Consider the following 26469-nt stretch of genomic DNA (forward strand, 5'->3'; position numbering starts at 1 on the left):
TGCCACGGCGGCGCTTTTGCGCCGCCCATCCTTTGCCTAAGCTAGGGGAGTCACGCGGCGCGCCCGCATGGCAGCCGCGGCCCGCGGCTGCCGACCGGCAGTTCCAGCCCGCGCGGCCCCGACATGCCGATGTTCAAGCAGCAGATCCACCTGTGCACCAGCCGCGATGGCGTGCGGCTGGCCTACGCCATCACCGGCAGCGGCGCGCCACTGGTCAAGGCGGCCAACTGGATGAGCCATCTCGAGTTCGACGTCGGCAGCCCCGTGTGGAGCCACATGATCACGGCGCTGTCCGACACGCATACGCTGATCCGCTATGACGAGCGCGGCTGCGGCCTCTCCGACCGCGACATCGAGGACTTGTCCTTCGACGCCTGGCTGCGCGATCTGGAAACCATCGTCGACGCCACCGGCGTGGACCATTTCCCGCTGCTGGGTATCTCGCAGGGCGCATCGATCGCCGTGGCCTACGCGGTCGCGCATCCGCACCGGGTCAGCCACCTCGTGCTGCACGGCGGCTACGCGCGCGGGCGCCTGAAGCGCGACCACCTTAGCCAGCGCCTGCTGGAGGAGGCCGAGCTGATGAACAAGCTGGCCGAACTCGGCTGGGGCCAGGAGAACCCCGCCTTCCGCCAGTTTTTCACGACCCAGTTCATTCCCGGCGGCACCGCCGAGCAGCATGCCTGGTTCAACGAACTGGAGCGGGTGTCGACGTCTCCGCTGAATGCCGCGCGCTTCATGCGCGTGTTCAACGACATCGACGTGGTGGCGCTGCTGCCGCGCGTGTCGTGCCCGACGCTGGTGCTGCACGCGGTGCGCGATGCGCGCGTGCCGTTCGATGAGGGCCGCCTGATCGCCAGCGAGATTCCCGGCGCGCGCTTCGTGCCGCTGGAAAGCGGCAACCACCTGCTGCTGGAAACCGAGCCCGCCTGGCGCCGCTGGCTGGAAGAGGTGCGTGCGTTCCTGCCGTCGGCGCAGCCGGCGCGCTCCCCCGGATTCACCGCGTTCACCGCGCTCACGCGCCGCGAGCGCGATATCGTCGAGCTGATCGCGCAGGGGCGCGACAACGCCCAGATCGCGGCCCATCTGGACCTGTGCGAGAAGACCGTGCGCAACCATATCACCAGCATTTTCGCCAAGCTCGAAGTGGAAAACCGCGGGCAGGCCATCGTGCTGGCGCGCAAGGCCGGCTTCGATCGCGCCGGTGCCTGAGCCCCGGCAAGGGCCGGCACGGACCGGCACACTCACCCCTTGAAATCCTCCGCGCCGGGCACTAATTAAGGATTGCCCAGCCGCTGCAGCAACGTGCTGTGGGCTTCCCGGCTACCGGCGCCATTGGCGCCACCGGTGCCGGGAACCAAGGCGTCCGTGCGCCTCCCCGCTGCACAGAAGGAGGATCCAACCATGAGTGACTTCATTTTCGGGACTGATCTGTTCAGTGAATTCGACCGGATGCAACGGCAGATGGCCGGCCTGTTCGGCGGCTTTCCGTCGAGCCTGCGCTCCGGGCGTTTCGGTGCGTTTCCGCCGCTCAATATCGGCACCACCGACGACTCCATCGAGATCGTGGTGTTTGCCCCGGGCCTGAAGGCGGAGCAGTTCGATGTCTCGGTCGACAAGGGCCTGCTGACCATCAGCGGCGAACGCGCCGCGACCCAGCCCGAGGGCGAGGCCGAAGCGCGGCCCTACGCGCAGGAGCGCTTTGCCGGCAGCTTCCGCCGTGTGATCGAGTTGCCGCAGGCGGCCGACCCCGACAAGGTGCAGGCGCGCTATGCCAACGGCTGCCTGTCGATCAGCGTCGGCAAGCGCGAGGCGTCGCGCCCGCGTGCCATCACCGTCAGTTAATGTGAGGAGGTAGCCATGAACGATTCGAACCAGGTCGTCCAGCGCGACCAGAACCAAACGGGCGGGCAGGGCGGCGCCGTGGCACAGCGCCGCGAGGACGCGCCGGCGATGACGCTGATCCCCGCCGTCGACATCTTCGAGACCGCCGCCGGCGTCACGCTGTGGGCGGACCTGCCGGGGGTGCCGCGCGACAAGCTCGAGGTCAACGTCCACGACAGCAGCCTGCGCATCGAGGGCGAGGCGGTGCTGCCGATGCCGGCCGGCCTGCGCGTGCAGCATGCCGAGGTGCGGCAGCCGCGTTATGCGCGTACGTTTACGCTCAGCCCGGATCTCGACGCGTCGGGGATCGAAGCCAACCTGCAGGATGGCGTGCTCAAGCTGACCATCCCGCGCAGGGAAGAGGCGCGGCCACGCCGGATCGAGGTGTCGGCGGGCTAAGGCTGAGGCTAAGGCTGCGGGTGTGCTCCCCTCTCCCGCTTGCGGGAGAGGGGCTTGGGGGTGAGGGCAGGCGCTGGCATACCGACCCGCGTCGCTTCGTCGATACGCCTGGCCCTCACCCCGGCCCTCTCCCGCAAGCGGGAGAGGGAGTACCCAGGCGCCAAATCAATGCCAGCAGGCTTCGGCACGTGCCTTGAGCTTGCCCTCAGCCCTGGTTGACCAGCACGCGCGCATCGCTGACATGCCCGCGGTACGCCTCGAAGATCCGGCGCAGCGACGCCTCCATCCCTATCCTCGGCTCCCACTCCAGCTCTTCGATGGTGTTGTCGATCTTCGGCACGCGGTGCTGCACGTCCTGGTAGCCCTTGCCGTAGAACTCGCCCGACGAGGTCTCGACGATGCGGGTGTGGCGCGCCTGCTGCGCGTATTCCGGGTAGTCGGCGGCCATCTCCAGCATCATCTCCGCCAGCTCGCGCACCGAGTGGATATTGCCCGGGTTGCCGATGTTGTAGATCTTGCCGCTGGCCACGCCGCCCGGATTCTCGATGATGCGCATCAGCGCGCTGATGCCGTCGGCGATGTCGGCGAAGGCCCGCTGCTGCGCGCCGCCGTCGACCAGCCGGATCGGCTCGCCGCGCACGATATGGCCGAGGAACTGCGTGACCACCCGCGACGAGCCTTCCTTCGATTCGAAGATCGAGTCCAGCCCCGCGCCGATCCAGTTGAACGGGCGGAACAGCGTGTAGTTCAACCCTTGCTCCATGCCGTAGGCGTGGATCACGCGGTCCATCAGCTGCTTGGAGCAGGCGTAGATCCAGCGCGGCTTGTTGATCGGGCCGTAGACCAGCGGCGACGCGTCGGGGTCGAATTCCCCGTCGCCGCACATGCCGTAGACCTCGGAGGTCGACGGGAACACCAGGTGCTTGCGGTACTTGACCGCGGCGCGCACGATCGGCAGGTTGGCCTCGAAGTCCAGCTCGAACACGCGCAGCGGCTGGCGCACGTAGGTGGCGGGGGTGGCGATGGCGACCAGCGGCAGCACCACGTCGCACTTGCGGATGTTGTACTCGATCCACTCCTTGTTGATGGTGATGTCACCCTCAAAGAAGTGCATGCGCGGGTGGTCGACGAGGTCGCCCAGGCGGTCCGTGTTCATGTCCATGCCGTAGACCTCCCACGGCGTGGTTTCCAGGATGCGGCGCGTCAGGTGGTGGCCGATGAAGCCGTTGACGCCAAGGATCAGTACTTTCTTCACTTGCATGCGTTAGGGAATGGCAGGGGAGTCGGGAACGCGCCGGCGCGCCTGAAGCTCGCCGGCGAAGGGAAAGTTGGACACCGCGACGCGGCGCCAGTCGTGTGCGATGACATGCATCGGCACGCGCGCGCCCAGTTCGGCAAACGCTTGCGGCGATAGCAGCGCGACCGCGCGCGGGCCATGCTGCCACGCGTCGACGAAGGCATCGATGGTCGGCAGCCACTTGCGCGGCTCCTGCGCGGCGCCGAAGGCCAGTTCGTCGGCCTGCGCCACCATGGTCAGCGGATGGCGCAGGTAGAACGGCAGCGTATGGTCGAGCATGCCGACACCGTACAGCGGCATGCCGGGGCGCAGCACGCGCTCGATCGGCGCGGCCAGGTCGATGCCGGAGGCGGAACGGCCGATGGCTTCGTGGCCGAGCAGCGCGATGGAAAACGCCAGCAGCATGCCGAAGGCATAGCCCGTGACACTGGCCATGCGGCCCTGGCGCCGAAGCAGCCACAACGCCGCGGCGGCACTTGCCATCACCAGCGCGAAGGCCAGTGCCGCCCATATCGCATAGCCGCGGTACAGCGCATTGGGCGTATTGTTGGCATCCAGGGTGGCCACCACCGGGCTGGCCAGCAGGCCGATGGCGCCGACCACCAGCATGGCGCGCAATTGCCGGGTCCAGGCACGCGAGCTGGCCTGCGTCAGTGCCACGCCGGCCAGCATGCCGAGCGCGGGAAATATCGGCACGATGTAGCCCGGCAGCTTCGAGCCCGACAGGCTGAAAAACCCGAAGATCGACACCGCCCACAAGGCCGCCATCAGCGCGGGCTGGAACGGCGGGCGGGTGCCGGTTGCGTGCGCCACGCCGGCGCGCTGCGTGACCGCGCGGACCATGCCCGGCAGCAACCCCAGCCACGGCAGGAAGCCTCCGACCAGCAGCGGCACGAAGTACCAAGGCGCGCCGGTGCGCGCGTGCACGGTCGAGGTATAGCGCTGCCAGTGCTCATGGACAAAGAAGAAGCGCAGGAATTCCGGGTTGCGCCGCGCCACCAGCCAGTACCACGGCACCGCCACCAGCAGCATCAGCGCGATCCCGGCCGGCGCATGCAGTCGCCGCCACAGGGCCAGGTCGCGCGTCGCGGCGGTGTAGAGCACCAGCACCAGTCCCGGCAGCGCCACGCCGACCAGCCCCTTGGTCAGCACCGCGACGCCCATCGCGGCCCAGCACGCCAGCATCCAGCGGCGGCGCGCGGCCGCTGTCGCCGCCGGATGCTGCGCCAGCAGCAGGCTCGCCAGTACGCAGGCCATGGCGCCGGACAGCGTCATGTCGAGCGTGTTGAAATGCGCGGCGACGTTCCACATCGGCGCGCTGGCCAGCACCAGCCCGGCCATCAGCCCGGCCCGCGCGCCGAACCAGCGTGCCGCCGCCAGCATCGACATCCCTGTCCCCACCGCGCCAGCCAGCGCCACGCATAGCCGCGCCTGCCAGTCGCCGATGCCGAACAGCGTGTACGCGACCGCCGTCATCCACATGTGGAAAGGTGGTTTCTCGAAGTACTTCAGGCCGTCGTAGCGGATCGTGACCCAGTCGCCGCTGCTCAGCATCTCGCGCGCGATCTCGGCATAGCGGCCTTCGTCGGGGCCCAGCAGGTGGCGCACGCCGAGCGTGCCGAACCATAGCAGCGCAAAGCCGATCGCGACCAGCGACAGCGTCAGCGCCGGAACGCCGGCCACGCGCGCGGCGTGCCAGGGCGCGGCCGGCTGCGCGAGGCCAAGCGCGGGCTCGGCGGCAAGGCGATCGGAACGGTGCGGCATGCGGGAGAGGCTCGGTGGGCGGAACAATGTGGCGCGGCAGGCGGCGATGGGCCGGCGCGGGCTGGCCCGGCCATGTCCACGCCGGCGAGGCGCGCCGCGTTGTAAGGGCAGGCGCCTGAAAAGTCATCGCAGAATAATCCGCGAACCTTAATGGCACATTAAGCCGGCGCGCGCACAATGCGGTGATACCTCCGCGCCACTCGAGAACATGAAACTCCTTATCGTTGAAGACGACCCGATGCTGGGCGACGGCCTGCGGCGCGGCCTGCAGCTGCTCGACTACGCGGTCGACTGGTTCCGCAATGGCACGGAAGCCGACCACGCACTCGGCCTGGCCCACTACGATGCCGTGGTGCTGGACCTGGGCCTGCCGGGCGAAGACGGCATGACGCTGCTGGCGCGCTGGCGCGCGCGCGGCAGCCGCATCCCGGTGATCGTGCTGACCGCGCGCGACGCCATCGACAGCCGCATCGGCGGGCTCGATGCCGGCGCCGACGACTACCTGGTCAAGCCGGTCGCGCTCGATGAACTGGCCGCGCGGCTGCGCGCGGTCACGCGCCGCGCGGCGGGAATGTCCGCGCCGGTGTGGCAGCACGGCGCGCTGGCGTTCCACCCGGCGGCGCGCCAGGCGTACTGGCACGGCAAGCCGGTCGAACTGACCAGCCGCGAAGCCATGCTGCTGGAGCTGCTGCTGGCGCACCCCAACCGGCTGCTGACGCGCGAGGTGCTGCGCGACAAGCTCTATGACTGGCAGGGCGGGACCGAGAGCAACGCGCTCGAGGTCCACATCCACCACCTGCGCCGCAAGATCCATCCCAAGATCGTGCGCACCTTCCGCGGCGCCGGCTACACGCTGGGCGCGGCCGAGGATTGCACATGACGCTGCAGCGCAGGCTGGTGCTGGCGGTGCTGGTTGCCGCGCCGGTGGTATGGCTGCTGACCATCGGCATGACCTACGTGCGCGCCCGGCACGAGATCAACGAACTCTACGACACCGACATGGTGCGCATGGCGCTGCAGATGCAGTCGGTGGTGCCGCTGGTCGACATCGCCGCCGGCATGTCGCGCGCGCGCGTGCCGCGGCTCGACCAGGGCGACCTGGGCGACGCCGGACTGGGCGACCTGGCCATCGCCGCGTGGCTGCCCGACGGCAAGCCGCTGCATATCGATCCCGACGGCGACAAGCTGCCGCGCGCCGAGGGCGTCAAGGGCTTTACCGACGTCACGCTCGGGCGCCAGCGCTGGCGGCTCTATTACCTCGACGATGACGACACCGGCTGGCGCGTGTGCGTGGGCCAGCAACTGGGCGAGCGCAACGAGCTGATCCTGTCCTACATCGCCGCGCAGGTGTTGCCGTGGGCCGTGGGCCTGCCGCTGCTGATCGGCCTGCTGATCTGGTTCATGCGCCGCGCCATGGCGCCGGTGCGGACGTTGTCCACGGATATCGAAGCGCGCGCTCCTGACGATCCCCGTCCGCTCAGCCTCGCTGCCGTGCCCGGCGAACTGGTGCCGCTGGTGCACGCGATGAACCGCCTGCTGGCGCGCGTCTCCGATTCGATCGAGCATGAGCGGCGCCTGACGGCCGATGCCGCGCACGAGATGCGCACGCCGCTGGCCGCGCTCAAGGCGCAGTGGGAGATCGCCGAGCGCTCGCCCGACCATGACGAGCGCGCGCTGGCGCGGGCCAATGTCGCGGCCGGCATCGACCGGATCAGTCGGCTGGTGTCGCAGTTGCTGACGCTGAGCCGGCTCGAGGACGCCGCCGCGCTGCCGGCGCGCCAGCCGGTCAACTGGGTGCCGGTGGCACAGCAGGCGCTGTCAGACTGCCTGGCGCTGGCGCAGCAGAAGCAGGTCGACGTGGAACTGGCGTGGCCGCCGCCCGGCCAGGCGCCCTTGCCGGTCGCGGGCGACCCCGCGCTGCTGTCGCTGCTGCTGCGCAACCTGCTCGACAACGCGATCCGCTACAGCCCGCCGGGCGCGCTGGTGCGGGTCGATTTCCGGCCCGACGGCATCACCGTGCGCGACCAGGGTCCTGGGGTCGCGCCGGAGCTGCTGGCGCGGCTCGGCGACCGTTTCTTCCGTGGCGGCGCCGGGCAGCGCGAACAGGGCCACGGCCTGGGCATTTCCATCGCGCGGCGCGTGGCGCGGCTGCATGGGCTGGAGATGGTGTTTGCGAACGGGGCAGACCGGGCCAACGGGACCGACGATGGCGCGGACACCGGTACCGGCAACGGCCTGGCCGTGCGCATCTTCCACGGCGGCTGAAAAGACAACGCCCCGCACGGTTTCCCGTGCGGGGCGTGGTGCCTGGGCAGTTGCGCTCAGCGCTTGAGCTTGGCGAACGCCGCGGCCATGGCGCCGGCCGGCTCCGGCTCGCGGCGGCCGCCATTGAAGCCCTTGCCGCCGCCATTGCGCTGGCCGCCACGGTCGCCACCACCGGCGCGCGGCGCGGCCTGGCCGGGCTCGTCATCGAGCCGCATCGACAGGCCGATGCGGTTGCGCTTGACGTCCACCTCCATCACCTTGACCTTGACGATCTGGCCGGCCTTGACCACTTCGTGCGCGTCCTTGACGAACTTGTTCGACAGCGCCGAGATATGGACCAGGCCGTCCTGGTGCACGCCGATATCGACAAAGGCGCCGAACGCCGCCACGTTGGTGACCACGCCTTCGAGCACCATGCCGGGCTGCAGGTCCTTCACGTCCTCGACGCCCTCCTGGAAGGTCGCGGTCTTGAACTCCGGACGCGGGTCGCGGCCCGGCTTTTCCAGTTCGGACAGGATGTCGCGCACGGTGGGCAGGCCGAACGACTCGTCGGTGAATGTTTCCGGCGACAGGCCGCGCAGCGCCTCGCGGTTGCCCATCACATCGCGCAGCCCCTTCTTGACGTGGTCCAGGATGCGCTGCACCACCGGGTACGCTTCCGGGTGCACCGACGAGCGGTCGAGCGGGTTGTCGCCGTCATTGATGCGCAGGAAGCCGGCGGCCTGCTCGAAGGTCTTGTCGCCCAGGCGCGGCACCTGCTTCAGCGCATTCCGGTTGGAGAAGGCGCCGTTGGCGTCGCGGAACTCGACGATATTGCGCGCCAGCACCGAGTTCAGCCCCGACACACGCGCCAGCAGCGGCGCCGAGGCGGTGTTGACGTCGACGCCCACGGCGTTGACGCAATCTTCGACCACCGCGTCGAGCGCGCGCGCCAGTTCGCGCTGGTTGACATCGTGCTGGTACTGGCCCACGCCGATCGACTTGGGATCGATCTTGACCAGCTCGGCCAGCGGATCCTGCAGCCGCCGCGCGATCGACACCGCGCCGCGCAGCGACACATCCAGGTCCGGGAATTCCTTGGCGGCCAGCTCGGAGGCCGAGTAGACCGACGCGCCGGCTTCGCTGACCACGATCTTGGTCAGCTTCAGCTCGGGCATCTGCTTCATCAGGTCCTGCACCAGCTTGTCGGTCTCGCGGCTGGCGGTGCCGTTGCCGATCGATACCAGTGCCACATTGTGTTGTTTTGCCAGCCGTGCCAGCGTGGCGAGCGAGCCGTTCCAGTCGCGGCGCGGCTCGTGCGGGTAGATGGTGGCGGTGTCCAGCAGCTTGCCGGTGCTGTCGACCACGGCGATCTTGCAGCCGGTGCGGATGCCGGGGTCGACGCCCATCACTGACTTGGGACCGGCGGGCGCGGCCAGCAGCAGCTCATGCAGGTTGCGGCCGAACACCTTGATGGCCTCGCTCTCGGCGGTTTCGCGCAGCTGCGTCAGCAGTTCGGTCTCCAGGTGCGGCTGCACCTTGACGCGCCAGCACCAGCGGCACACGTCGCCCAGCCACTTGTCGGCGGGGCGGCCCAGCTGCTGGATGCCGACATGGCGCGCGATCATGCCTTCGCACGGGTGCGGCACCATCGCGTCCTGTTCTTCGCCCAGGCCCAGCTTGACCATCAGCACGCCGGCATTGCGGCCGCGGAACAGCGCCAGTGCGCGATGCGACGGCACCGTGCGGATGGTTTCGCTGTAGGCGTAATAGTCGCGGAACTTCTCTTCCTCGGCGGTTTCCTTGCCCTCCATCACGGTGGAAGACACCACGCCGTTGGTCCACAGGTGCTCGCGCAGCTTGCCCAGCAGCTCGGCGGTCTCGCCGAACTGCTCGGACAGGATGTCGCGGGCGCCGTCCAGCGCGGCCTTCACATCGGGCACGCCGCCTTCGGCAGTGGGATTGCCGTTGACGTACTTCGCGGCCTCGGTTTGCGGGTCGAGCGTGGGATCGGCCAGCAGCGCCAGCGCCAGCGGCTCCAGCCCGCATTCGCGCGCGATCTGGGCGCGGGTGCGGCGCTTGGGCTTGTAGGGCAGGTAGAGGTCTTCCAGCGCCTGCTTGGTTTCGGCGGCTTCGATCGCGGCCTGCAGCTCGGGCGTGAGCTTGCCTTGCTCTTCGATCGACGCCAGGATCGCGGCGCGGCGGTCTTCCATGTCGCGCAGGTACAGCAGCCGCTCTTCCAGGTTGCGCAGCTGCGTGTCGTCGAGGTTGCCGGTCACTTCCTTGCGGTAGCGGGCGATGAAGGGGACGGTGGCGCCTTCATCGAGCAGCGCCACGGCCGCGGCCACCTGGCGGGGCTGCACGGACAGTTCGGCCGCGATGAGCGAGACGATCTTTTGCGAGACGGATGCGGGCAGGTTGGACATCGTGGAACGCAGCGTGAGACGCGGTCAGTCGAAAGCGGGGCATTTTGCCACAAGCGCGCGGGCGTCCGGCGGGCGCGGCGGCCTGGCTGCCGCGGGAGGCGTTGCGCGCACGTGCGCGGGGGCTGGCGGGCAGGCCGCGGTACGGCCCGGATGCTAGAATCCGGACATGATCGTCAAGTCCCGCCCGGCCGCCGCCAAGGCCATCCTCCCGGCCATGCCAATCTTCGCCAACGTGCCCGAATCTTTCCTGATCCGCCGCGGCGCCCTGGCCGCCGTGGCCGTGGCGGCCTGCGCCGTGCTGATGCCGCTGCGCGCGGCGCAGGCGCAGGCGTCGGCGCCCGCCGCCAGTGCTGCACCCGCTGCCGCACGCGACTTTGCCGCCGAGCGCAAGGCCATCGGCGATTCGCGCGCATGGACCAACTACCGCTTTGCCGCCGCCGAGCGCGAGTGCTACAGCAAGTTCTTCGTCACCCACTGCATCAACAACGCCAAGGAAATCCAGCGCGAAGAGCTGCAGGTGCTGCGCAAGCGCGAGCTGGAAGTGGGCGAGGCCGAGCGCGCCCACCGCGCCGCCGAGCGCGACCGCGAACAGGCCCTGCGCCGCGCCGAGTTCGAGGCCAGCCAGCCGCAGCGTGCCGCCAGCGAGCAGTCCAGCCGCGAGGCGTTCGAGAAAAAGCAGCAGGAACAGCAGCTGCGCGACGCCCAGCGCCAGGCCGATGCCCCGCAGCGCGCCGCCAACGCCCAGGCCTATGAAAAGAAGCAATCCGACTTCGATGCGCGCATGCAGGAGGCGCAGCAGAAGGGCGCGGAACAGGCCCGCCAGCGCGAGGAGAACGTGAAGGCATACGAAGCCAAGCAGCGCGACCTCGAACAGCGCCAGAAGGCGCTGGAAGAGCGGCGCGCCAAGGCCCGGGAGCAGCAACAGGCCCCGGCGTCGGCGCCGCGTCCGTTCGGCTTCTGAGCCCCGGCACGGTGATGGCAGCGGAGGCATAGATGGACAGCAACCTGAACACCCTGGAACGGCGCATCATGGAGTTGCAGATCGAGCACCGCGATCTCGACTTCCTGATCGACCGGCTGGCCGGCGATGCGGTCCATGACGAACTGCAGCTGCGCCGGCTGAAGAAGCGCCGGCTCAAGCTGAAGGACGCCATCACGCTGCTGCAGCTGCAGCTCGAACCCGACGTGCCGGCCTGAGCGCCCCTGGCGCTTCTTTCCCGGGCCCCGCCGATCGCCGCCGGCCTGACTGGCGGCTCATACAACATTCCCCCTCACTTGTCCGATCTTCCCGATTCCCCCGAGTTGTCCCTGGACGACGCCCCCGACGCCACCGACGCTACCGATGCCGCGGCGCCCGCCCATGCCGCGCAGGCAGACGCTGGCGCCAGCCGCGGCGCCGAGCTGGCCACCATCTTCGCCGACACCGGCACGCTGGCGCAGGCCATTCCCGGCTACCGGCCGCGCGCGTCGCAGCACAAGATGGCCGAGGCCGTCGCCGACGCGATCGCGCAGAATGATTCCGTCATCGTCGAGGCGGGCACCGGCACCGGCAAGACCTACGCCTACCTGGTGCCGGCCATGCTGTGGGGCGGCAAGGTAATCCTGTCGACCGGCACCAAGAACCTGCAGGACCAGCTGTTCCTGCGCGACATCCCCACCGTGCGCCACGCGCTCAACGTGCCGGTCTCGGTGGCGCTGCTCAAGGGGCGCGCCAATTACGTCTGCCACTATCACCTGGAGCGCGCGCAGGCCGGCGGCCGCCTGGCCTCGCGCCAGGATGCGGCGTGGCTGCGCGAGATCGGGCGCTTTATCAAGGAAACCGCCACCGGCGACAAGGCCGAGCTGGCGTCGGTGCCGGAGAACGCGCCCGTGTGGCAGATGGTGACCTCCACGCGCGACAACTGCCTCGGCTCGGAATGCCCGCATTACAAGGACTGCTTCGTGATGCGCGCGCGCAAGGAAGCGCAGCAGGCCGACGTGGTGGTGGTCAACCACCACCTGTTCTTTGCCGATGTGGTGCTGCGCGACACCGGCATGGCCGAGCTGCTGCCAACGGCCAACACCGTGATCTTCGACGAAGCGCACCAGCTGCCCGAGACCGCCACGCTGTTCTTCGGCGAGACCCTGTCGACCAGCCAGTTGCTGGAGATCGCGCGCGATACCGTGGCCGAGGGGCTGTCGCACGCGCGCGATGCGGTCGACTGGGTGGCGCTGGCCGCGCCGCTGGAACGCGCCACGCGCGACCTGCGCCTGGCCTTCAACAAGGACAACGCGCGCCTGGCGCTGGGACAGATCGAGGCCGACCGCCGCATCGCCGAGCCCTTCAACGAGACCCTCGATGCGCTCGACGCGGCGCTGTCGGACTTCGTCGAAATGCTCGAAAGCCAGGCCGAGCGCGCCGAATCGCTGCAGCAATGCCACCGCCGCGCGCTCGAGTTGGCCAACAAGCTGGCCGCCTGGCGCACCGATGCGGCGGCCGCGCCGGCACCGCAAGCGGCGGGCGAGGGGAAGGACGAGGCTGAGGCCGCGCCCGCCCCGTCCACCGGCCCGGAGACCGTGCGCTGGGTCGAGGTGTTCTCGCACACCGTGCAGCTGCACCGCACGCCGCTGTCGATCGCGCCGATCTTCACGCGCCAGCGCGACGGCCAGCCGCGCGCGTGGGTCTTCACCTCGGCGACGCTGTCGGTGAAGGGCAATTTCACCCACTACGCCGCGCAGCTGGGGCTAGACAAGGACCGCTCGCTGACGCTGCCCAGCCCGTTCGATTACGCCAAGCAGGGCCTGCTGTACGTGCCGCGCGACATGCCCGCGCCACAGTCGCCGCAGTTCACCGATGCCGTGGTGGAGGCGGCGCTGCCGCTGATCGAGGCGGCCGGCGGGCGCACCTTCCTGCTGTGCACCACGCTGCGCGCCGTGCAGCGGGCCTCGGACCTGCTCTACGATGCCTTTGCCGAGCGCGGCCTGAATCTGCCGCTGCTGGTGCAGGGCCAGGCCAGCCGCACCGAGCTGCTGGACCGCTTCCGCGAGCTGGGCAATGCGGTGCTGGTCGGCAGCCAGAGCTTCTGGGAAGGCGTCGACGTGCGCGGCGAGGCGCTGTCGCTGGTGATCATCGACAAGCTGCCGTTCGCGCCGCCCGACGATCCGGTGCTGGCCGCGCGCATGGAAGTGCTGCAGAAAAAGGGGCTGAGCCCGTTTGCCGTGCACCAGCTGCCGCATGCGGTGATCACGCTCAAGCAGGGCGCGGGGCGGCTGATCCGCTCGGAATCGGACCGCGGCGTGCTGGCGATCTTCGACACGCGCCTGGTGGAGAAACCCTACGGGCGCCAGATCTGGCAGAGCCTGCCGCCGTTCACGCGCACGCGCGAGGCGGCCACGGTGGTGCGCTTCCTGGAGTCGCTGCGCGGCCCGGACAAGGCGCCCGCCGATACCGCCGATACCGCCGAGGGCGACGCCGGGGATCCGGCCGTCGACTGATCACTGCGAACCGCAGGCAAAGAAAAACGGGACGGTCATCCGACACGTCCCGTTTTTTTCATGCCCGCTGCAAGGCCGGCGTCAGAACACTTCCCACCAGGACTTGTCCTTGCGGCGTGCGCCGTACTTGATGAAGTCGCTCTCCGGGAAGTTCTTCTCCATCACGCGCGCGGTGTCGTCGCGCAGGTCTTTCATGCCCATCGCGTCGTACGAGCGGATCATGATGTACAGCGCTTCTTCGTTGGCCGGTGCGCCGTCGTAGTCCTTCAGCGACTGCTGGGCGCGATTGACGGCGGCCAGGTAGGCGCCGCGCCGGAAGTAGTAGCGCGCGGCATGCACTTCATGCTGGGCCAGCGAGTTGACGATGTACTGCATGCGCAGCGTGGCGTCGGGCGTGTACTTGCTTTCCGGGTAGCGCGTGATCAGCGTATGGAAGGCGTCGTAGGCGGCGCGCGCGGCCTTGGGGTCGCGCTCGCTCAGGTCCTGCCCGGAGAAGCGGCCGAGCCAGCCGAGGTTGTCGTTGAAGTTGATCAGCCCCTTCAGGTAGTAGGCGTAATCGATGTTGGGGTGGTTCGGGTGCAGCTGGATGAAGCGGTCCACCGCTGCCAGCGCCGCCGCGGTTTCGCCATCCTTGTAGTTGGCGTAGGCGGTGTCGATCTGCGCCTGCTGCGCATAGCGGCCGAACGGATAGCGGCCTTCGAGCTTTTCATACAGCTTGACGGCGCGGGTGTAGTCGCCGCCATCCAGGGCATCCTTGGCTTCCGAATATAATTTGTTGGCCGACCAGCCAGCGGTCTCGTCGGGCTGGTCCGCGAGCAGGCCGCATGCAGACAGCATGACGCAGCCGCCTGCGAGCAGAACCGCTCCTATTGTCGTGCGCCAGCGCGCGCGTTTCATGCTCTGCAATTGCATGGGCAATCGTATCCCGGATGAAGAAAAATAGCGTCAAGCATTATAGCCCAAGCCCCCAGCCCAACCCGGAAGCCGGAGATGGCGTGGGAGGACTGCCACCCGAACGGGTGCGCGCCGCCGCGGCAGTGGCCGATTTCGAGGCCGGCGCGGAGGAATTCGACGAGGCGGCCGAGGCCTCGCCCGTCGGTGCCGAGCCGGCCGTGACCCTGTCGCTGGAGGTCGACAGCGCCGCGCATGGGGAGCGTCTCGATAAATTGCTGGCGCGTCACTTCAGCGAGTTTTCGCGCAGCCGCCTGCAGCAATGGATCGAAAGCGGCGCGGTGCGCGTCGACGGCCAGGTGCGCCGTCCGCGCGATGCGGTGCAGATGGGCAACCGCATCGAGATCCAGCCGCAGGCCGCTCCCGAATCATCGGCCTTCGCGCCGGAAGACGTGCCGCTGGACGTGGTCTACGAAGACGACACCCTGCTGGTGATCGACAAGCCCGCCGGGCTGGTGGTGCATCCGGCTGCCGGCAACTGGAGCGGCACCGTGCTCAACGGCCTGCTGCACCGCTACCCGGGCGCCGCGTCGCTGCCGCGCGCGGGCATCGTGCACCGGCTCGACAAGGAAACCTCGGGGCTGATGGTGGTGGCGCGCACGCTGACCGCGCAGACCGACCTGGTGCGGCAGCTGCAGGCGCGCACCGTCAAGCGCACGTATATCGCGCTGGTGTGGGGCCGCACCTATGACGAAGGCACCATCGACGCGCCGATCGGCCGCGATCCGCGCGAGCGCACGCGCATGGCGGTCGTGCATACCGCCAGCGGCAAGCCGTCGCGCACGCATTTCCGCACGCTGGCCACGGTGCCGCTGGGGCGGGGCTTCGTGTCGATGGTGATGTGCAAGCTCGAGACCGGCCGCACCCACCAGATCCGCGTGCATTTCGAATCGATCGGCCATCCGCTGGTGGGCGATCCGGTTTACTTCCGTGCCACCCAGCGCGGCCAGCGTCCCGCGATCCGCGTGCCGCTGCCGGTGCCCTACGCGCGCCAGGCGCTGCATGCGTACCAGCTCGGCCTGGTGCATCCGGCCACCGGCAAGCACATGTCATGGACCGCGCAGCCGCCCGCAGACCTGCAGGCGCTGATCGATGCGCTGGACTTTGAAAGCGCGCAGGCCGATGACGAGGACGAGGCCTGGGACGAAGTGTGGGAGGGCGGCGAAGCGCAATGGGAATACGCCGGCGAGGTTGACGACGACGATGACGATGACGACGGTGACGCCGATGCGCGCGGCGCCTGATCCCGCCTGGCTGGTCCCCGACTGGCCGGCGCCGGCGCGCGTGCGCGCGCTGTCGACCACGCGCCAGGGCGGGGTCAGCCAGGGGCCTTACGGGCTGGCCGGCGGCATGCCGGGCGGCCTGAACCTGGGCACCCACGTCGGCGATGATCCGGCCGACGTGGCGCGCAACCGCGCACGGCTGGCCGCATGCCTGCCGTCGATGCCGCAATGGCTGGAGCAGGTGCATGGCTGCGCGGTCGCCACCGCCGACCATGTCGCGGCAGCGAGCGGCAACGTGCCGCAGGCCGATGCCAGCCTGGCGATTGCGCCGGGCCACGTCTGCGCAGTGATGACGGCCGATTGCCTGCCGGTATTGCTGTGCGATGCGCAGGGGACGGTGGTGGGTGCCGCGCATGCGGGCTGGCGCGGCCTGTGCAACGGCGTGATCGAGGCCACGCTGGCACGGATGCAGGCAGCCGCCGGCGGCGCTGCGATGCGCTGGCTGGCCTGGCTGGGACCGGCGATCGGCCCCGATGCCTTCGAGGTGGGCGCCGAGGTGCGCGAAGCCTTTCTGGCGCAGGCACGTCCCGGCGAACAGGCCGCGGTTGCCGCGGCGTTCCGCGCCGGCGCCCCGGGCAAGTACCTTGCCGACATTTATGCGCTGGCGCGTACGCGGCTGGCGCGCGCGGGCTGCGTCGACATCCATGGCGGCGATGCCTGCACCGTGGCCGATGCCGACCGCTTCTACTCCTACCGGCGCGACGGCGTGACCGGGCGCATGGCCAGCCTGGTCTGGCTGGCCGACTGAGCGGCGCGGATTTACTTGTCCGTTAATCGTCCGGTTACTCGTCCGTTACTCGTCCGCGCGCTTTGCCGGCTCGCTGGCCGCGGCAGCCGTCGCCGCCCGTTCGGCTTCGGCCCTGCGCCGGCGCCGGCCGGGCGTGCCCATGATGTAGAGCACCAGCGCGACCGGCGCTACCCCATACATCAGGAAGGTGGCAACGCCCGCCACCACGTTGTGCTCGGTGATCGCCATCATCAGCGCCACGTAGAGCCAGCCTATGGCCACGATGTACATCAGAATTTCATCCTTCTCGACTATGCTCGGCGGCCTCGGCAGCTGCGTGCGTGGCATACCGTCCGGTAGGTCGGGCGGCGCGCGGCGCCGGGGCGGATATCCGCATTGACAGCGCGCGCGTTGCAAGGCAACAATGGCCTCGAATGTCTCGGAATCGCTGACGATTCCCAGGTTTTTCCGGCAAGCATAACGCATGGCGCTGGCGGTCGGGCACGCGTGCCCGATCGTATTCGCCGGGTAGGCCGCCGGATAATAGGGAGCCGCTATCGGAATGGATGCAAGCCCGGCCCGCGCGTTGTGCGGCGCGGGTTCCAGGCCAGTTCCAGGGCAGATGTGCCGGCTGACCCTCCCGCTTCGGGTAGGGCGGCAGCCGGGTCCATTCGGATAGCATCTCCCCATGCAAAGTGCCGGCCAGGGCAATGCCCCGGAGCCGGTTCGAATAGTGACGGCAGAGAGACAAACTGATCATGGCGACCGGCAAAGGTGCGGCAGCTTCCACGCAGGAAGGCAAGTCCCAACCACCCAAGTTCACGCCGGGGCCATTCGATCCAGCCACCTGGCTGGAATGGTCCCGCCAGTGGCAGGGCACTGAAGGCGACGGTCACGCGGCCGCATCCGGCATGATGGCCGGCATCCCGGGCCTCGATTCCTTGGCAGGCGTCAAGATCGCGCCGGCGCAGCTGGCCGATATCCAGCAGCGCTACATGAAGGACTTCGCCGCGCTGTGGCAGGCGCTGGCCGAGGGCAAGCCCGACGGCACCGGCCCGCTGCACGACCGCCGTTTTGCCGGCGACGCCTGGCGCAACAACGTGCCGTACCGTTATGCCGCCGCCTTCTACCTGCTCAACGCACGCGCACTGACCGAGCTTGCCGACGCCGTCGAGGCCGACGCCAAGACCCGCCAGCGCATCCGCTTTGCGATCTCGCAGTGGGTCGATGCGATGTCGCCCGCCAACTTCCTCGCCACCAATCCAGAAGCGCAGCGCCTGCTGATCGAATCGGGCGGCGAATCGCTGCGTGCCGGCGTGCGCAACATGATGGAAGACCTGACGCGCGGCAAGATTTCTCAAACCGACGAGACCGCTTTCGAAGTGGGCCGCAATGTCGCGGTGACCGAAGGCGCGGTGGTCTACGAGAACGAGTACTTCCAGCTGCTGCAGTACAAGCCGCTGACCGCCAAGGTCCATGCGCGCCCGCTGCTGATGGTGCCGCCCTGCATCAACAAGTACTACATCCTCGACCTGCAGCCGGAAAGCTCGCTGGTGCGGCATACGGTGGAGCAGGGCCATACGGTATTCCTGGTGTCGTGGCGCAACCCTGACGCCAGCATGGCGTCGCGCACCTGGGACGACTACATCGAGCACGCCGCCATCCGCGCCATCGAAGTCGCGCGCGACATCAGCGGCCAGGACCAGATCAACGTGCTCGGCTTCTGCGTCGGCGGCACCATCATTTCCACCGCGCTCGCGGTGCTGGCCGCACGCGGGCAGCATCCCGCGGCCAGCCTGACGCTGCTGACCACGCTGCTGGACTTTACCGACACCGGCATCCTCGATGTCTTCGTCGACGAGGGCCACGTGCAGTTGCGCGAAGCCACGCTGGGCGGCGGTGCCGGTGCGCCGTGCGCGCTGCTGCGCGGGCTGGAGCTGGCGAACACGTTCTCGTTCCTGCGCCCGAACGACCTGGTGTGGAACTACGTGGTCGACAACTACCTGAAGGGCAATACCCCGGTGCCGTTCGACCTGCTGTTCTGGAACGGCGACGCGACCAACCTGCCGGGCCCGTGGTACTGCTGGTACCTGCGCCACACCTACCTGCAGAACGACCTGAAGGTGCCCGGCAAGCTCACCGTATGCAATGTGCCGGTGGACCTGGGCAGCATCGACGTGCCGACCTATCTCTACGGCTCGCGCGAGGACCATATCGTGCCGTGGACCGCGGCCTATGCCTCGACCGCGCTGCTGAAGAACCAGCTGCGCTTCGTGCTGGGCGCGTCCGGCCATATCGCCGGCGTGATCAATCCGCCGGCGAAGAAAAAGCGCAGCCACTGGACCAACGACGCCTTGCCGGCGTCGCCGCAGCAATGGCTGGCCGGCGCCACCGAACACCCCGGCAGCTGGTGGCCGGACTGGTCGGCATGGCTGGCCAGCCATGCCGGCGCCAGGCGCGCCGCGCCAGCCGAGTACGGCAACGCGCGCTACCCTGCGATCGAACCCGCGCCTGGGCGATACGTCAAAGCCAAGGCCTGATGCCCGCGCGCCCGCCGGCGTGCGCCCCGCGCGGGCGCCGGCGGGCTTGCGGGTCCCCGTTTCCATTGAGTGAGAGGACTACACCATGACTGACGTTGTCATCGTATCCGCGGCCCGTACCGCGGTTGGCAAATTTGGCGGCTCGCTGGCGAAGATTCCGGCGCCGGAACTGGGTGCCGTGGTCATCAAGGCCGCGCTCGAGCGTGCCGGCATCCAGCCGGACCAGGTCAGCGAAGTGATCATGGGCCAGGTGCTGACCGCCGGCTCGGGCCAGAACCCGGCGCGCCAGGCGTCGATCAAGGCCGGGCTGCCGGCCATGGTGCCGGCCATGACCATCAACAAGGTGTGCGGCTCGGGCCTGAAGGCGGTGATGCTGGCCGCCAACGCCATCATGGCGGGCGAGGCCGAGATCGTCGTGGCCGGCGGCCAGGAGAACATGAGCGCCGCGCCGCACGTGCTGCCGGGCTCGCGCGACGGCTTCCGCATGGGCGATGCCAAGCTGGTCGACACCATGATCGTCGACGGCCTGTGGGACGTGTACAACCAGTACCACATGGGCATCACCGCCGAGAACGTGGCCAAGGAGTACGGCATCACGCGTGAAGCGCAGGACGAATTCGCGGTGGGCTCGCAGAACAAGGCTGAAGCCGCGCAGAAGGCCGGCAAGTTCGATGAAGAAATCGTGCCGGTGCTGATCCCGCAGCGCAAGGGCGACCCGGTGGCGTTCAAGACCGACGAATTCGTGCGCCATGGCGCCACGCTGGACAGCATGGCCGGCCTCAAGCCCGCCTTCGACAAGGCCGGCACGGTGACCGCGGCCAACGCTTCGGGCCTGAACGACGGCGCCGCCGCGGTGGTGGTGATGTCGGCCGCCAAGGCCAAGGAGCTGGGCCTGACCCCGCTGGCCACCATCAAGAGCTACGCCAACGCCGGCGTGGACCCGAAGGTGATGGGCATGGGCCCGGTGCCGGCTTCCAAGCGCGCGCTGTCGCGCGCGGGCTGGACGCCGCAGGACCTGGACCTGATGGAAATCAACGAAGCCTTCGCCGCGCAGGCGCTGGCCGTGCACCAGCAGATGGGCTGGGATACCTCCAAGGTCAACGTCAACGGTGGCGCCATCGCCATCGGCCATCCGATCGGCGCGTCGGGCTGCCGTATCCTGGTGACGCTGCTGCATGAAATGAAGCGCCGCGATGCCCGCAAGGGCCTGGCGTCGCTGTGCATCGGCGGCGGCATGGGCGTGGCGCTGGCGGTCGAGCGCAGCTAAGAAGGTGTGTGCCGGGCGCGCGCATGGCGCGCTCCCGGCGGCAAATAACGAAAAGCCAATCAAGGAGTGGACATGACTCAGCGCATTGCGTATGTGACCGGCGGCATGGGTGGCATCGGCACCGCCATTTGCCAGCGGCTGGCCAAGGATGGCTTTCGCGTGGTGGCCGGCTGCGGCCCCAACTCGCCGCGCCGTGAGAAGTGGCTGGAGCAGCAGAAGGCCCTGGGCTTCGACTTCGTCGCCTCGGAAGGCAACGTCGCCGACTGGGACTCGACCAAGGCGGCCTTCGACAAGGTCAAGGCCGAGGTCGGCGAGGTCGATGTGCTGATCAACAATGCCGGCATCACGCGCGACGTGGTGTTCCGCAAGATGACCCGCGCCGACTGGGATGCGGTGATCGACACCAACCTGACCTCGCTGTTCAACGTCACCAAGCAGGTGATCGACGGCATGGCCGACCGCGGCTGGGGCCGCATCGTCAATATCTCGTCGGTGAACGGGCAGAAGGGCCAGTTCGGCCAGACCAACTACTCCACCGCCAAGGCCGGGCTGCACGGCTTTACCATGGCGCTGGCGCAGGAAGTGGCAACCAAGGGCGTAACGGTGAACACGGTGTCGCCGGGCTATATCGCCACCGACATGGTCAAGGCCATCCGCCAGGACGTGCTCGACAAGATCGTCGCCACGATCCCGGTGAAGCGCCTGGGCGAGCCGGAAGAGATCGCCTCGATCTGCGCCTGGCTGGCTTCGGACGAGTCCGGCTTCTCGACCGGCGCGGACTTCTCGCTCAACGGCGGCCTGCACATGGGCTGACCTGCCGGCCCCGCGCCGGCGGCCGCGTTTTGCGGTGCAGCCAGCGCGGCGCACAAGCGGCAAATGCTGTGTTTCGCCGCCGCTTGCGCCACGGATTTCGCGGGCCGCCATGGCCCGCGAATCATTTCCAGGGGTGCGGCATTGGCATTGCGGCGCGCTGGTGTACCGGGTTTTCCTTAAGGCTCGTCGCTTTTCTTAGTGCTTTGTTGGGCATAGAATCAGGGCAGCGGCGCAGCCGGCACCATAGTCGTGCAGCATAGCCCTCGCGGGGGCGAGATGGCGGGCCGCGGCGCGCAGCCATGCGCGAACAGCCGCAAGACGGCCGGTACGATAACAGCAGATGGCGCGGGCGGTACCGATTTGCGCACTGCACCCCATGCGGTGCAGCAGCGCGCAATCAGCGACGACACAAGGACAGAGCACCGATGGCCACGACCAAAAAAGGCGCAGAGCGACTGATCAAAAAGTATCCCAATCGCAGGCTCTACGATACCCAGACCAGCACCTACATCACCCTGGCCGACGTCAAGCAGCTGGTGATGGACACCGAGGACTTCAAGGTCGTCGACGCCAAGTCCGGTGACGAACTGACGCGCAGCATCCTGCTGCAGATCATCCTCGAAGAAGAGACCGGCGGCGTGCCGATGTTCTCCAGCGCCATGCTGTCGCAGATCATCCGCTTCTACGGCCATGCCATGCAGGGCATGATGGGCACCTACCTGGAAAAGAACATCCAGGCCTTCATCGATATCCAGAACAAGCTGGCCGAGAACTCCAAGGGCCTGTATTCCGGCGAGGCGTTCAGCCCCGACATGTGGTCGCAGTTCATGAACATGCAGGGTCCGATGATGCAGGGCATGATGAGCAACTACATCGAGCAGAGCAAGAACCTGTTCGTGCAGATGCAGGAGCAGATGCAGAACCAGGCCAAGAACATGTTCGGCACGTTCCCGTTCAACCAGCCGGACAAGAAGTAACGCAGGCAGCGGCGGGCCAAGGCGCCCGCCGCGCAACAGCACCCGCGCCGGCGCTCAGCCGGCACTCGCATGCAGGCGGATGCCAAGCGCCCGCATCACCTTCCAGATCGTCCCGAATTCCGGATTGCCTTCGCCAGACAGCGAACGGTAAAGGCTTTCGCGCGACAGGCCGGTTTCTCGGGCCAGCTGCGTCATGCCGCGGGCGCGGGCGACGACGCCGAGCGCGTAGGCAATGAAGCGATCGTCGTCGCCAGCTTCGGCCAGGCAGGCGTTCAGGTAGGCAGCGATGTCCTGCTGGTTGCGCAGTTGCGCCGCCGAGTCCCACCGGCGGGTTGGTTCTTGCATCACTCACTCCGGATTCAGGCTCGTCATCGAGGTGGCATCCCCCCGTCGGTCAGTAGCGTGCTGGGTTCGCTACAGCCGCGGAATCACCGATCCCCGAAAAACCGCCCCCTGCCAAAGCAGGTAGAATGCGCGCTTCGCCCCATCCGGGGCCCATGTATCGCATCTCTTCAGCGGCGGCTCAGTTTGGGACTCGCCTGATTGCCCGGCGTCCCATGTCCTGCTTTCTCCAACCTTCCTATTCGGTGCCGCTGCCCGCGGCGCGGTGCGTGCCATGAGCCGGCTGTTCCTGGCCCCGATGGAAGGGCTTGCCGACTATGTGCTGCGCGACGTGCTGACCGATGCCGGAGGCTACGACGGCTGCGTGTCGGAATTCGTGCGGGTGACGGGCTCGCTGCTGCCGGCGCGGGTCTATGAGCGCGACACGCCCGAGATCCAGTCCGGCGGTTATACCCGCAGCGGCACGCCGATGGTGATCCAGCTGCTGGGCAGCGATCCCGAGTGGCTGGCGCGCAATGCCGCCTATGCCGCGACCTTGTCGCCGCATGGCATCGACCTGAACTTCGGCTGCCCCGCCAAGGTCGTCAACCGCCATGGCGGCGGCGCGATGCTGCTGACCAATCCGGCGCTGCTGAACCGGATCGTCGCGGCCGTGCGCGCCGCGGTGCCGGCCGGGATTCCGGTGACCGCCAAGATGCGGCTGGGCGTGTCGGATACCGCGCTGGCGATCGACTGCGCCACCGCGCTGGCCGAAGGCGGCGCGGCGTCGCTGGTGGTGCATGCGCGCACGCGCGACCACGGCTACCGGCCACCCGCGCACTGGGACTGGATCGCGCGCATTGCGGCGGCCGTCGACGTACCGGTGATTGCGAATGGCGACGTCTGGACCGTCGCGGACTGGGCGCGCTGCCGCGAGGTCAGCGGCTGCGATGACGTCATGATCGGGCGCGGCGCCGTCTCGGACCCGTTCCTGGCGTTGCGCATTCGCGGCCAGATGCCTGCCGCGCCGTCTGACGAAGAATGGCCGCTGGTGCTGCGCCAGATCGCGACGTACCTGGAAAAGCTGCATGCCCGCATCGCCTCCTGCCACGAGCACGGACGCGTCAAGCTCTGGCTCAGCTATCTCAAGCGCACCTGGCCGCAGGCGGGCGAACTGCATGATGCGATCCGGCGCATGCAGGACTCGCAAGAGATCGCGCGGGTCCTGCAAGGCTTGCCGGGGCTAGCGGCTGCGGCGGTGTGACGCGGGCGTTACCACAGCGCCTGCCCGGATGTCGGTAGTCAGGCGCCGGGAAATCCCGGCAAACGGGTAAAATGCGCGATTCGCTGTTCCGCCCGGCGGCCTGTTCCCTCTAGAACGGGCGGGTTGCCGTGCCTGCCCCACATTCGGATTCCAACGTGAAAAACCCCTCAGAAGCAACGAACCAGAAAGACCAAAGTCCGCGTGTGGGCTTCGTTTCCCTTGGCTGTCCGAAAGCGCTGGTCGACTCCGAGCAGATCATCACGCAGCTGCGCGCCGAGGGCTACGCCATCAGCGGCACCTACGACGGCGCCGACCTGGTGGTGGTCAATACCTGCGGCTTTATCGACGAAGCCGTGCAGGAAAGCCTGGACGCGATCGGCGAAGCGCTGACCGAGAACGGCAAGGTCATCGTTACCGGCTGCCTGGGCGCGAAGAAGGACGCGGCGGGGCAAGACATCGTGTCGTCGGTGCATCCCAAGGTGCTGGCCGTGACCGGACCGCACGCGCTGGGCGAGGTGATGCAGGCGGTGCACACGCACCTGCCCAAGCCGCACGACCCGTTCACCGACCTGGTGCCGGCCGCCGGCATCAAGCTGACGCCCAAGCATTACGCCTACCTGAAGATTTCCGAGGGCTGCAACCACCGCTGCTCGTTCTGCATCATCCCGTCGATGCGCGGCGACCTGGTCTCGCGCCCGGTGGCCGAGGTCATGCTGGAGGCGGAGAACCTGTTCAAGGCGGGCGTCAAGGAACTGCTGGTGATCTCGCAGGACACCAGCGCCTACGGCGTCGACGTCAAGTACCGCACCGGCTTCTGGAATGGCCGCCCGCTCAAGACCCGCATGACCGAGCTGGTGGCGGCGCTGGGCGAGCTGGCCGCGCAGTACGGCGCCTGGGTGCGCCTGCACTATGTCTATCCGTACCCGCATGTGGACGAGATCATCCCCCTGATGAACAACGGCCATGTGCTGCCGTACCTGGACGTGCCGCTGCAGCACGCCCACCCGGACGTGCTCAAGCGCATGAAGCGCCCGGCCAACGCGGAAAAGACCATGGACCGCATCCGCGCCTGGCGCGAGATCTGCCCGGAACTGACCATCCGCAGCACCTTTATCGCCGGCTTCCCGGGCGAGACCGAAGCCGAGTTCCAGACGCTGCTGGACTTCATTGCCGAGGCCGAACTGGACCGCGTCGGCTGCTTCGCCTACTCGCCGGTCGAGGGCGCCACCGCCAACGACCTGCCGGGCGCGCTGCCCGACGAAGTGCGCGAGGAGCGCCGCGCCCGCTTCATGGAAGTGGCCGAGGCCGTGTCCGCGCGCCGGCTGCAGCGCAAGGTCGGCCAGACCCTGCGCGTGCTGGTCGACGAGGTCAACCAGGACGGCGGCATCGGCCGTTCGTCGGCGGATGCGCCGGAAATCGACGGCCTGGTCTATATCGCGCCGGCGCAGCGCACCTCGCAGCGCTATCGCGCCGGGGACTTCGTCGACGTGCGCATCACCGGTGCCGACGGCCACGACCTGTGGGGCGAGGTCTGAGCTAGTCCCGCCGGACGATGCCGGGCAGGGCGCCATTAGGTAAAAGTACGATCGTTCGTTTCGGCTGCGGCACCGCTATACTGTGCGGTGCAACATAACCCACATGGAGACAGTCATGACGCGTGAAGTCGTAGTAGTGAGCGGTGTCCGTACCGCGATCGGGACCTTTGGCGGCAGCCTGAAGGACGTGGCGCCGGCCGAGCTGGGCGCGCTGGTGGTGCGCGAGGCGCTGGCGCGTGCGCAGGTGTCGGGCGACGACGTCGGCCATGTGGTGTTCGGCAACGTGATCCAGACCGAACCGCGCGACATGTACCTGGGCCGCGTCGCGGCCGTCAACGGCGGCGTGTCGGTCAACGCGCCGGCGCTGACCGTCAACCGGCTGTGCGGATCGGGCCTGCAGGCCATCGTCAGCGCCGCGCAGACCATCCTGCTGGGCGATGCCGACGTCGCCATCGGCGGCGGTGCCGAAAGCATGAGCCGCGCCCCGTACCTGGCCCCCGCGGCACGCTGGGGCGCGCGCATGGGCGATGCCGGCCTGGTCGACATGATGCTGGGCGCGCTGCACGACCCGTTCCACCGCATCCACATGGGCGTGACCGCCGAGAACGTCGCCAAAGAATACGAGATCTCGCGCGCGCAGCAGGACGAGGCCGCGCTGGAATCGCACCGCCGCGCCTCGGCCGCGATCAAGGCCGGCTACTTCAAGGACCAGATCGTCCCGGTGGTGACCAAGGGCCGCAAGGGCGAGGTCACCTTCGACACCGACGAGCATGTGCGCCATGACGCCACCATGGACGACATGACCAAGCTCAAGCCGGTCTTCGTCAAGGAAAACGGCACCGTCACCGCCGGCAACGCCTCGGGCCTGAACGACGCCGCCGCCGCGGTGGTGATGATGGAGCGCGCCGAGGCCGAGCGCCGCGGCCTGAAGCCGCTGGCGCGCCTGGTGTCCTACGGCCATGCCGGCGTCGACCCCAAGACCATGGGCATCGGCCCGGTGCCGGCAACGAAGATCGCGCTCGAGCGCGCCGGCCTGCAGGTGTCCGACCTGGACGTGATCGAAGCCAACGAGGCTTTTGCCGCGCAGGCCTGCGCGGTCAGCAAGGCGCTCGGCCTGGACCCGGCCAAGGTCAACCCGAACGGCTCGGGCATCTCGCTGGGCCACCCGATCGGCGCCACCGGCGCGCTGATCACGGTCAAGGCGCTGCATGAGCTGAACCGCGTGCAAGGCCGCTACGCGCTGGTGACGATGTGCATCGGCGGCGGGCAGGGCATTGCCGCCATCTTCGAACGGATCTGAGGA

Annotated in this window: 23 protein-coding genes; 17 read left to right on the forward strand and 6 right to left on the reverse strand. The window is 68.5% G+C overall.

Features of this window, described 5'->3' with window-relative positions; translation table 11 throughout:
* Positions 1–123 precede the first annotated feature (123 nt).
* The 3 genes from CBM2594_RS07705 (at position 124) to CBM2594_RS07715 (ending at position 2283) form a co-directional block, all read left to right on the forward strand.
* Complete coding sequence (locus CBM2594_RS07705) at positions 124–1212, forward strand: alpha/beta fold hydrolase (protein ID WP_116356309.1); 1089 nt, start codon at positions 124–126, stop codon at positions 1210–1212.
* A 192-nt stretch (positions 1213–1404) separates the two neighbouring features.
* On the forward strand, positions 1405–1845 hold the full coding sequence (locus tag CBM2594_RS07710; RefSeq protein ID WP_116356310.1) for an Hsp20/alpha crystallin family protein: 441 nt from the start codon (positions 1405–1407) through the stop codon (positions 1843–1845).
* 15 nt (positions 1846–1860) lie between these two features.
* The gene (locus CBM2594_RS07715; RefSeq protein WP_116356311.1) at positions 1861–2283 is read left to right on the forward strand and encodes an Hsp20/alpha crystallin family protein; all 423 of its coding nucleotides are present in this window, start codon (positions 1861–1863) and stop codon (positions 2281–2283) included.
* 205 nt (positions 2284–2488) lie between these two features.
* On the opposite strand, the gene CBM2594_RS07720 is transcribed toward CBM2594_RS07715, so the two are convergent.
* Positions 2489–3544, reverse strand: coding sequence for a bifunctional UDP-4-keto-pentose/UDP-xylose synthase (locus CBM2594_RS07720; RefSeq protein ID WP_116356312.1), 1056 nt, complete (start codon positions 3542–3544; stop codon positions 2489–2491).
* A gap of 3 nt (positions 3545–3547) precedes the next feature.
* A complete protein-coding gene (locus CBM2594_RS07725; protein WP_116356313.1) occupies positions 3548–5344 on the reverse strand; it encodes an ArnT family glycosyltransferase in 1797 nt (598 codons plus the stop codon).
* 208 nt (positions 5345–5552) lie between these two features.
* Between CBM2594_RS07725 and CBM2594_RS07730 the strand changes: the two genes are divergently transcribed.
* Together CBM2594_RS07730 and CBM2594_RS07735 are read left to right on the forward strand one after the other, a co-directional pair.
* Positions 5553–6224 carry a response regulator gene (locus CBM2594_RS07730; RefSeq protein ID WP_116356314.1) on the forward strand — a complete coding sequence of 224 codons (672 nt, stop codon included), beginning with the start codon at positions 5553–5555 and terminating at the stop codon, positions 6222–6224.
* Positions 6221–7609 (forward strand): ATP-binding protein, encoded by a 1389-nt coding sequence (locus CBM2594_RS07735; RefSeq protein WP_116356315.1) that lies wholly within the window; start codon positions 6221–6223, stop codon positions 7607–7609. The genes CBM2594_RS07730 and CBM2594_RS07735 overlap by 4 nt, the downstream gene beginning before the upstream one ends.
* Before the next feature lie 56 nt (positions 7610–7665).
* Here CBM2594_RS07735 and CBM2594_RS07740 read toward each other — a convergent pair whose 3' ends face one another.
* Entirely contained in the window at positions 7666–10014 is a 2349-nt protein-coding gene (locus tag CBM2594_RS07740; protein WP_116356316.1) for a Tex family protein, read from the reverse strand.
* 166 nt (positions 10015–10180) lie between these two features.
* Between CBM2594_RS07740 and CBM2594_RS07745 the strand changes: the two genes are divergently transcribed.
* The 3 genes from CBM2594_RS07745 (at position 10181) to CBM2594_RS07755 (ending at position 13488) form a co-directional block, all read left to right on the forward strand.
* On the forward strand, positions 10181–10975 hold the full coding sequence (locus CBM2594_RS07745) for a hypothetical protein (RefSeq protein WP_116356317.1): 795 nt from the start codon (positions 10181–10183) through the stop codon (positions 10973–10975).
* A 32-nt stretch (positions 10976–11007) separates the two neighbouring features.
* On the forward strand, positions 11008–11211 hold the full coding sequence (locus CBM2594_RS07750; RefSeq protein ID WP_114135277.1) for a DUF465 domain-containing protein: 204 nt from the start codon (positions 11008–11010) through the stop codon (positions 11209–11211).
* Between the two features lie 78 nt (positions 11212–11289).
* Positions 11290–13488: an ATP-dependent DNA helicase gene (locus tag CBM2594_RS07755; RefSeq protein ID WP_116356318.1), complete on the forward strand. Its 2199-nt coding sequence runs from the start codon at positions 11290–11292 to the stop codon at positions 13486–13488.
* A gap of 81 nt (positions 13489–13569) precedes the next feature.
* Here the strand turns inward: CBM2594_RS07755 and CBM2594_RS07760 are convergent, their stop codons facing one another.
* Positions 13570–14400 carry an outer membrane protein assembly factor BamD gene (locus CBM2594_RS07760; RefSeq protein ID WP_012352628.1) on the reverse strand — a complete coding sequence of 277 codons (831 nt, stop codon included), beginning with the start codon at positions 14398–14400 and terminating at the stop codon, positions 13570–13572.
* Between the two features lie 17 nt (positions 14401–14417).
* Between CBM2594_RS07760 and CBM2594_RS07765 the strand changes: the two genes are divergently transcribed.
* On the forward strand, positions 14418–15683 hold the full coding sequence (locus tag CBM2594_RS07765) for an RluA family pseudouridine synthase (RefSeq protein ID WP_116356319.1): 1266 nt from the start codon (positions 14418–14420) through the stop codon (positions 15681–15683).
* Positions 15667–16470: a peptidoglycan editing factor PgeF gene (pgeF, locus tag CBM2594_RS07770; protein WP_116357731.1), complete on the forward strand. Its 804-nt coding sequence runs from the start codon at positions 15667–15669 to the stop codon at positions 16468–16470. Before CBM2594_RS07765 ends, pgeF begins: the two co-directional genes overlap by 17 nt.
* A 45-nt stretch (positions 16471–16515) precedes the next feature.
* Here the strand turns inward: pgeF and CBM2594_RS07775 are convergent, their stop codons facing one another.
* Positions 16516–16740 carry a hypothetical protein gene (locus CBM2594_RS07775; protein WP_116356320.1) on the reverse strand — a complete coding sequence of 75 codons (225 nt, stop codon included), beginning with the start codon at positions 16738–16740 and terminating at the stop codon, positions 16516–16518.
* A gap of 467 nt (positions 16741–17207) precedes the next feature.
* Between CBM2594_RS07775 and phaC the strand changes: the two genes are divergently transcribed.
* The 4 genes from phaC (at position 17208) to phaR (ending at position 22046) form a co-directional block, all read left to right on the forward strand.
* Positions 17208–18989: a class I poly(R)-hydroxyalkanoic acid synthase gene (gene phaC / locus CBM2594_RS07780; protein ID WP_116356321.1), complete on the forward strand. Its 1782-nt coding sequence runs from the start codon at positions 17208–17210 to the stop codon at positions 18987–18989.
* An 85-nt stretch (positions 18990–19074) separates the two neighbouring features.
* Positions 19075–20256 (forward strand): acetyl-CoA C-acetyltransferase, encoded by a 1182-nt coding sequence (locus tag CBM2594_RS07785; protein WP_116356322.1) that lies wholly within the window; start codon positions 19075–19077, stop codon positions 20254–20256.
* A gap of 72 nt (positions 20257–20328) precedes the next feature.
* Entirely contained in the window at positions 20329–21069 is a 741-nt protein-coding gene (locus tag CBM2594_RS07790; protein WP_116356323.1) for a 3-ketoacyl-ACP reductase, read from the forward strand.
* Positions 21070–21494: 425 nt separating this feature from the next.
* Positions 21495–22046: a polyhydroxyalkanoate synthesis repressor PhaR gene (gene phaR, locus CBM2594_RS07795; protein ID WP_116356324.1), complete on the forward strand. Its 552-nt coding sequence runs from the start codon at positions 21495–21497 to the stop codon at positions 22044–22046.
* Positions 22047–22100: 54 nt separating this feature from the next.
* On the opposite strand, the gene CBM2594_RS07800 is transcribed toward phaR, so the two are convergent.
* Positions 22101–22391, reverse strand: a complete 291-nt coding sequence (locus tag CBM2594_RS07800; RefSeq protein WP_116356325.1) for an addiction module antidote protein — start codon at positions 22389–22391, stop codon at positions 22101–22103.
* Between the two features lie 271 nt (positions 22392–22662).
* Between CBM2594_RS07800 and CBM2594_RS07805 the strand changes: the two genes are divergently transcribed.
* The 3 genes from CBM2594_RS07805 (at position 22663) to bktB (ending at position 26466) form a co-directional block, all read left to right on the forward strand.
* Entirely contained in the window at positions 22663–23631 is a 969-nt protein-coding gene (locus CBM2594_RS07805; protein ID WP_116356326.1) for a tRNA dihydrouridine synthase, read from the forward strand.
* 155 nt (positions 23632–23786) lie between these two features.
* Positions 23787–25166 (forward strand): 30S ribosomal protein S12 methylthiotransferase RimO, encoded by a 1380-nt coding sequence (rimO, locus tag CBM2594_RS07810; protein ID WP_116356327.1) that lies wholly within the window; start codon positions 23787–23789, stop codon positions 25164–25166.
* A 115-nt stretch (positions 25167–25281) separates the two neighbouring features.
* Positions 25282–26466 carry a beta-ketothiolase BktB gene (gene bktB / locus CBM2594_RS07815; protein WP_018004476.1) on the forward strand — a complete coding sequence of 395 codons (1185 nt, stop codon included), beginning with the start codon at positions 25282–25284 and terminating at the stop codon, positions 26464–26466.
* Positions 26467–26469: the final 3 nt, after the last annotated feature.

It is taken from the genome of Cupriavidus taiwanensis (genome assembly GCF_900249755.1).
GTDB lineage: Bacteria > Pseudomonadota > Gammaproteobacteria > Burkholderiales > Burkholderiaceae > Cupriavidus > Cupriavidus taiwanensis_D.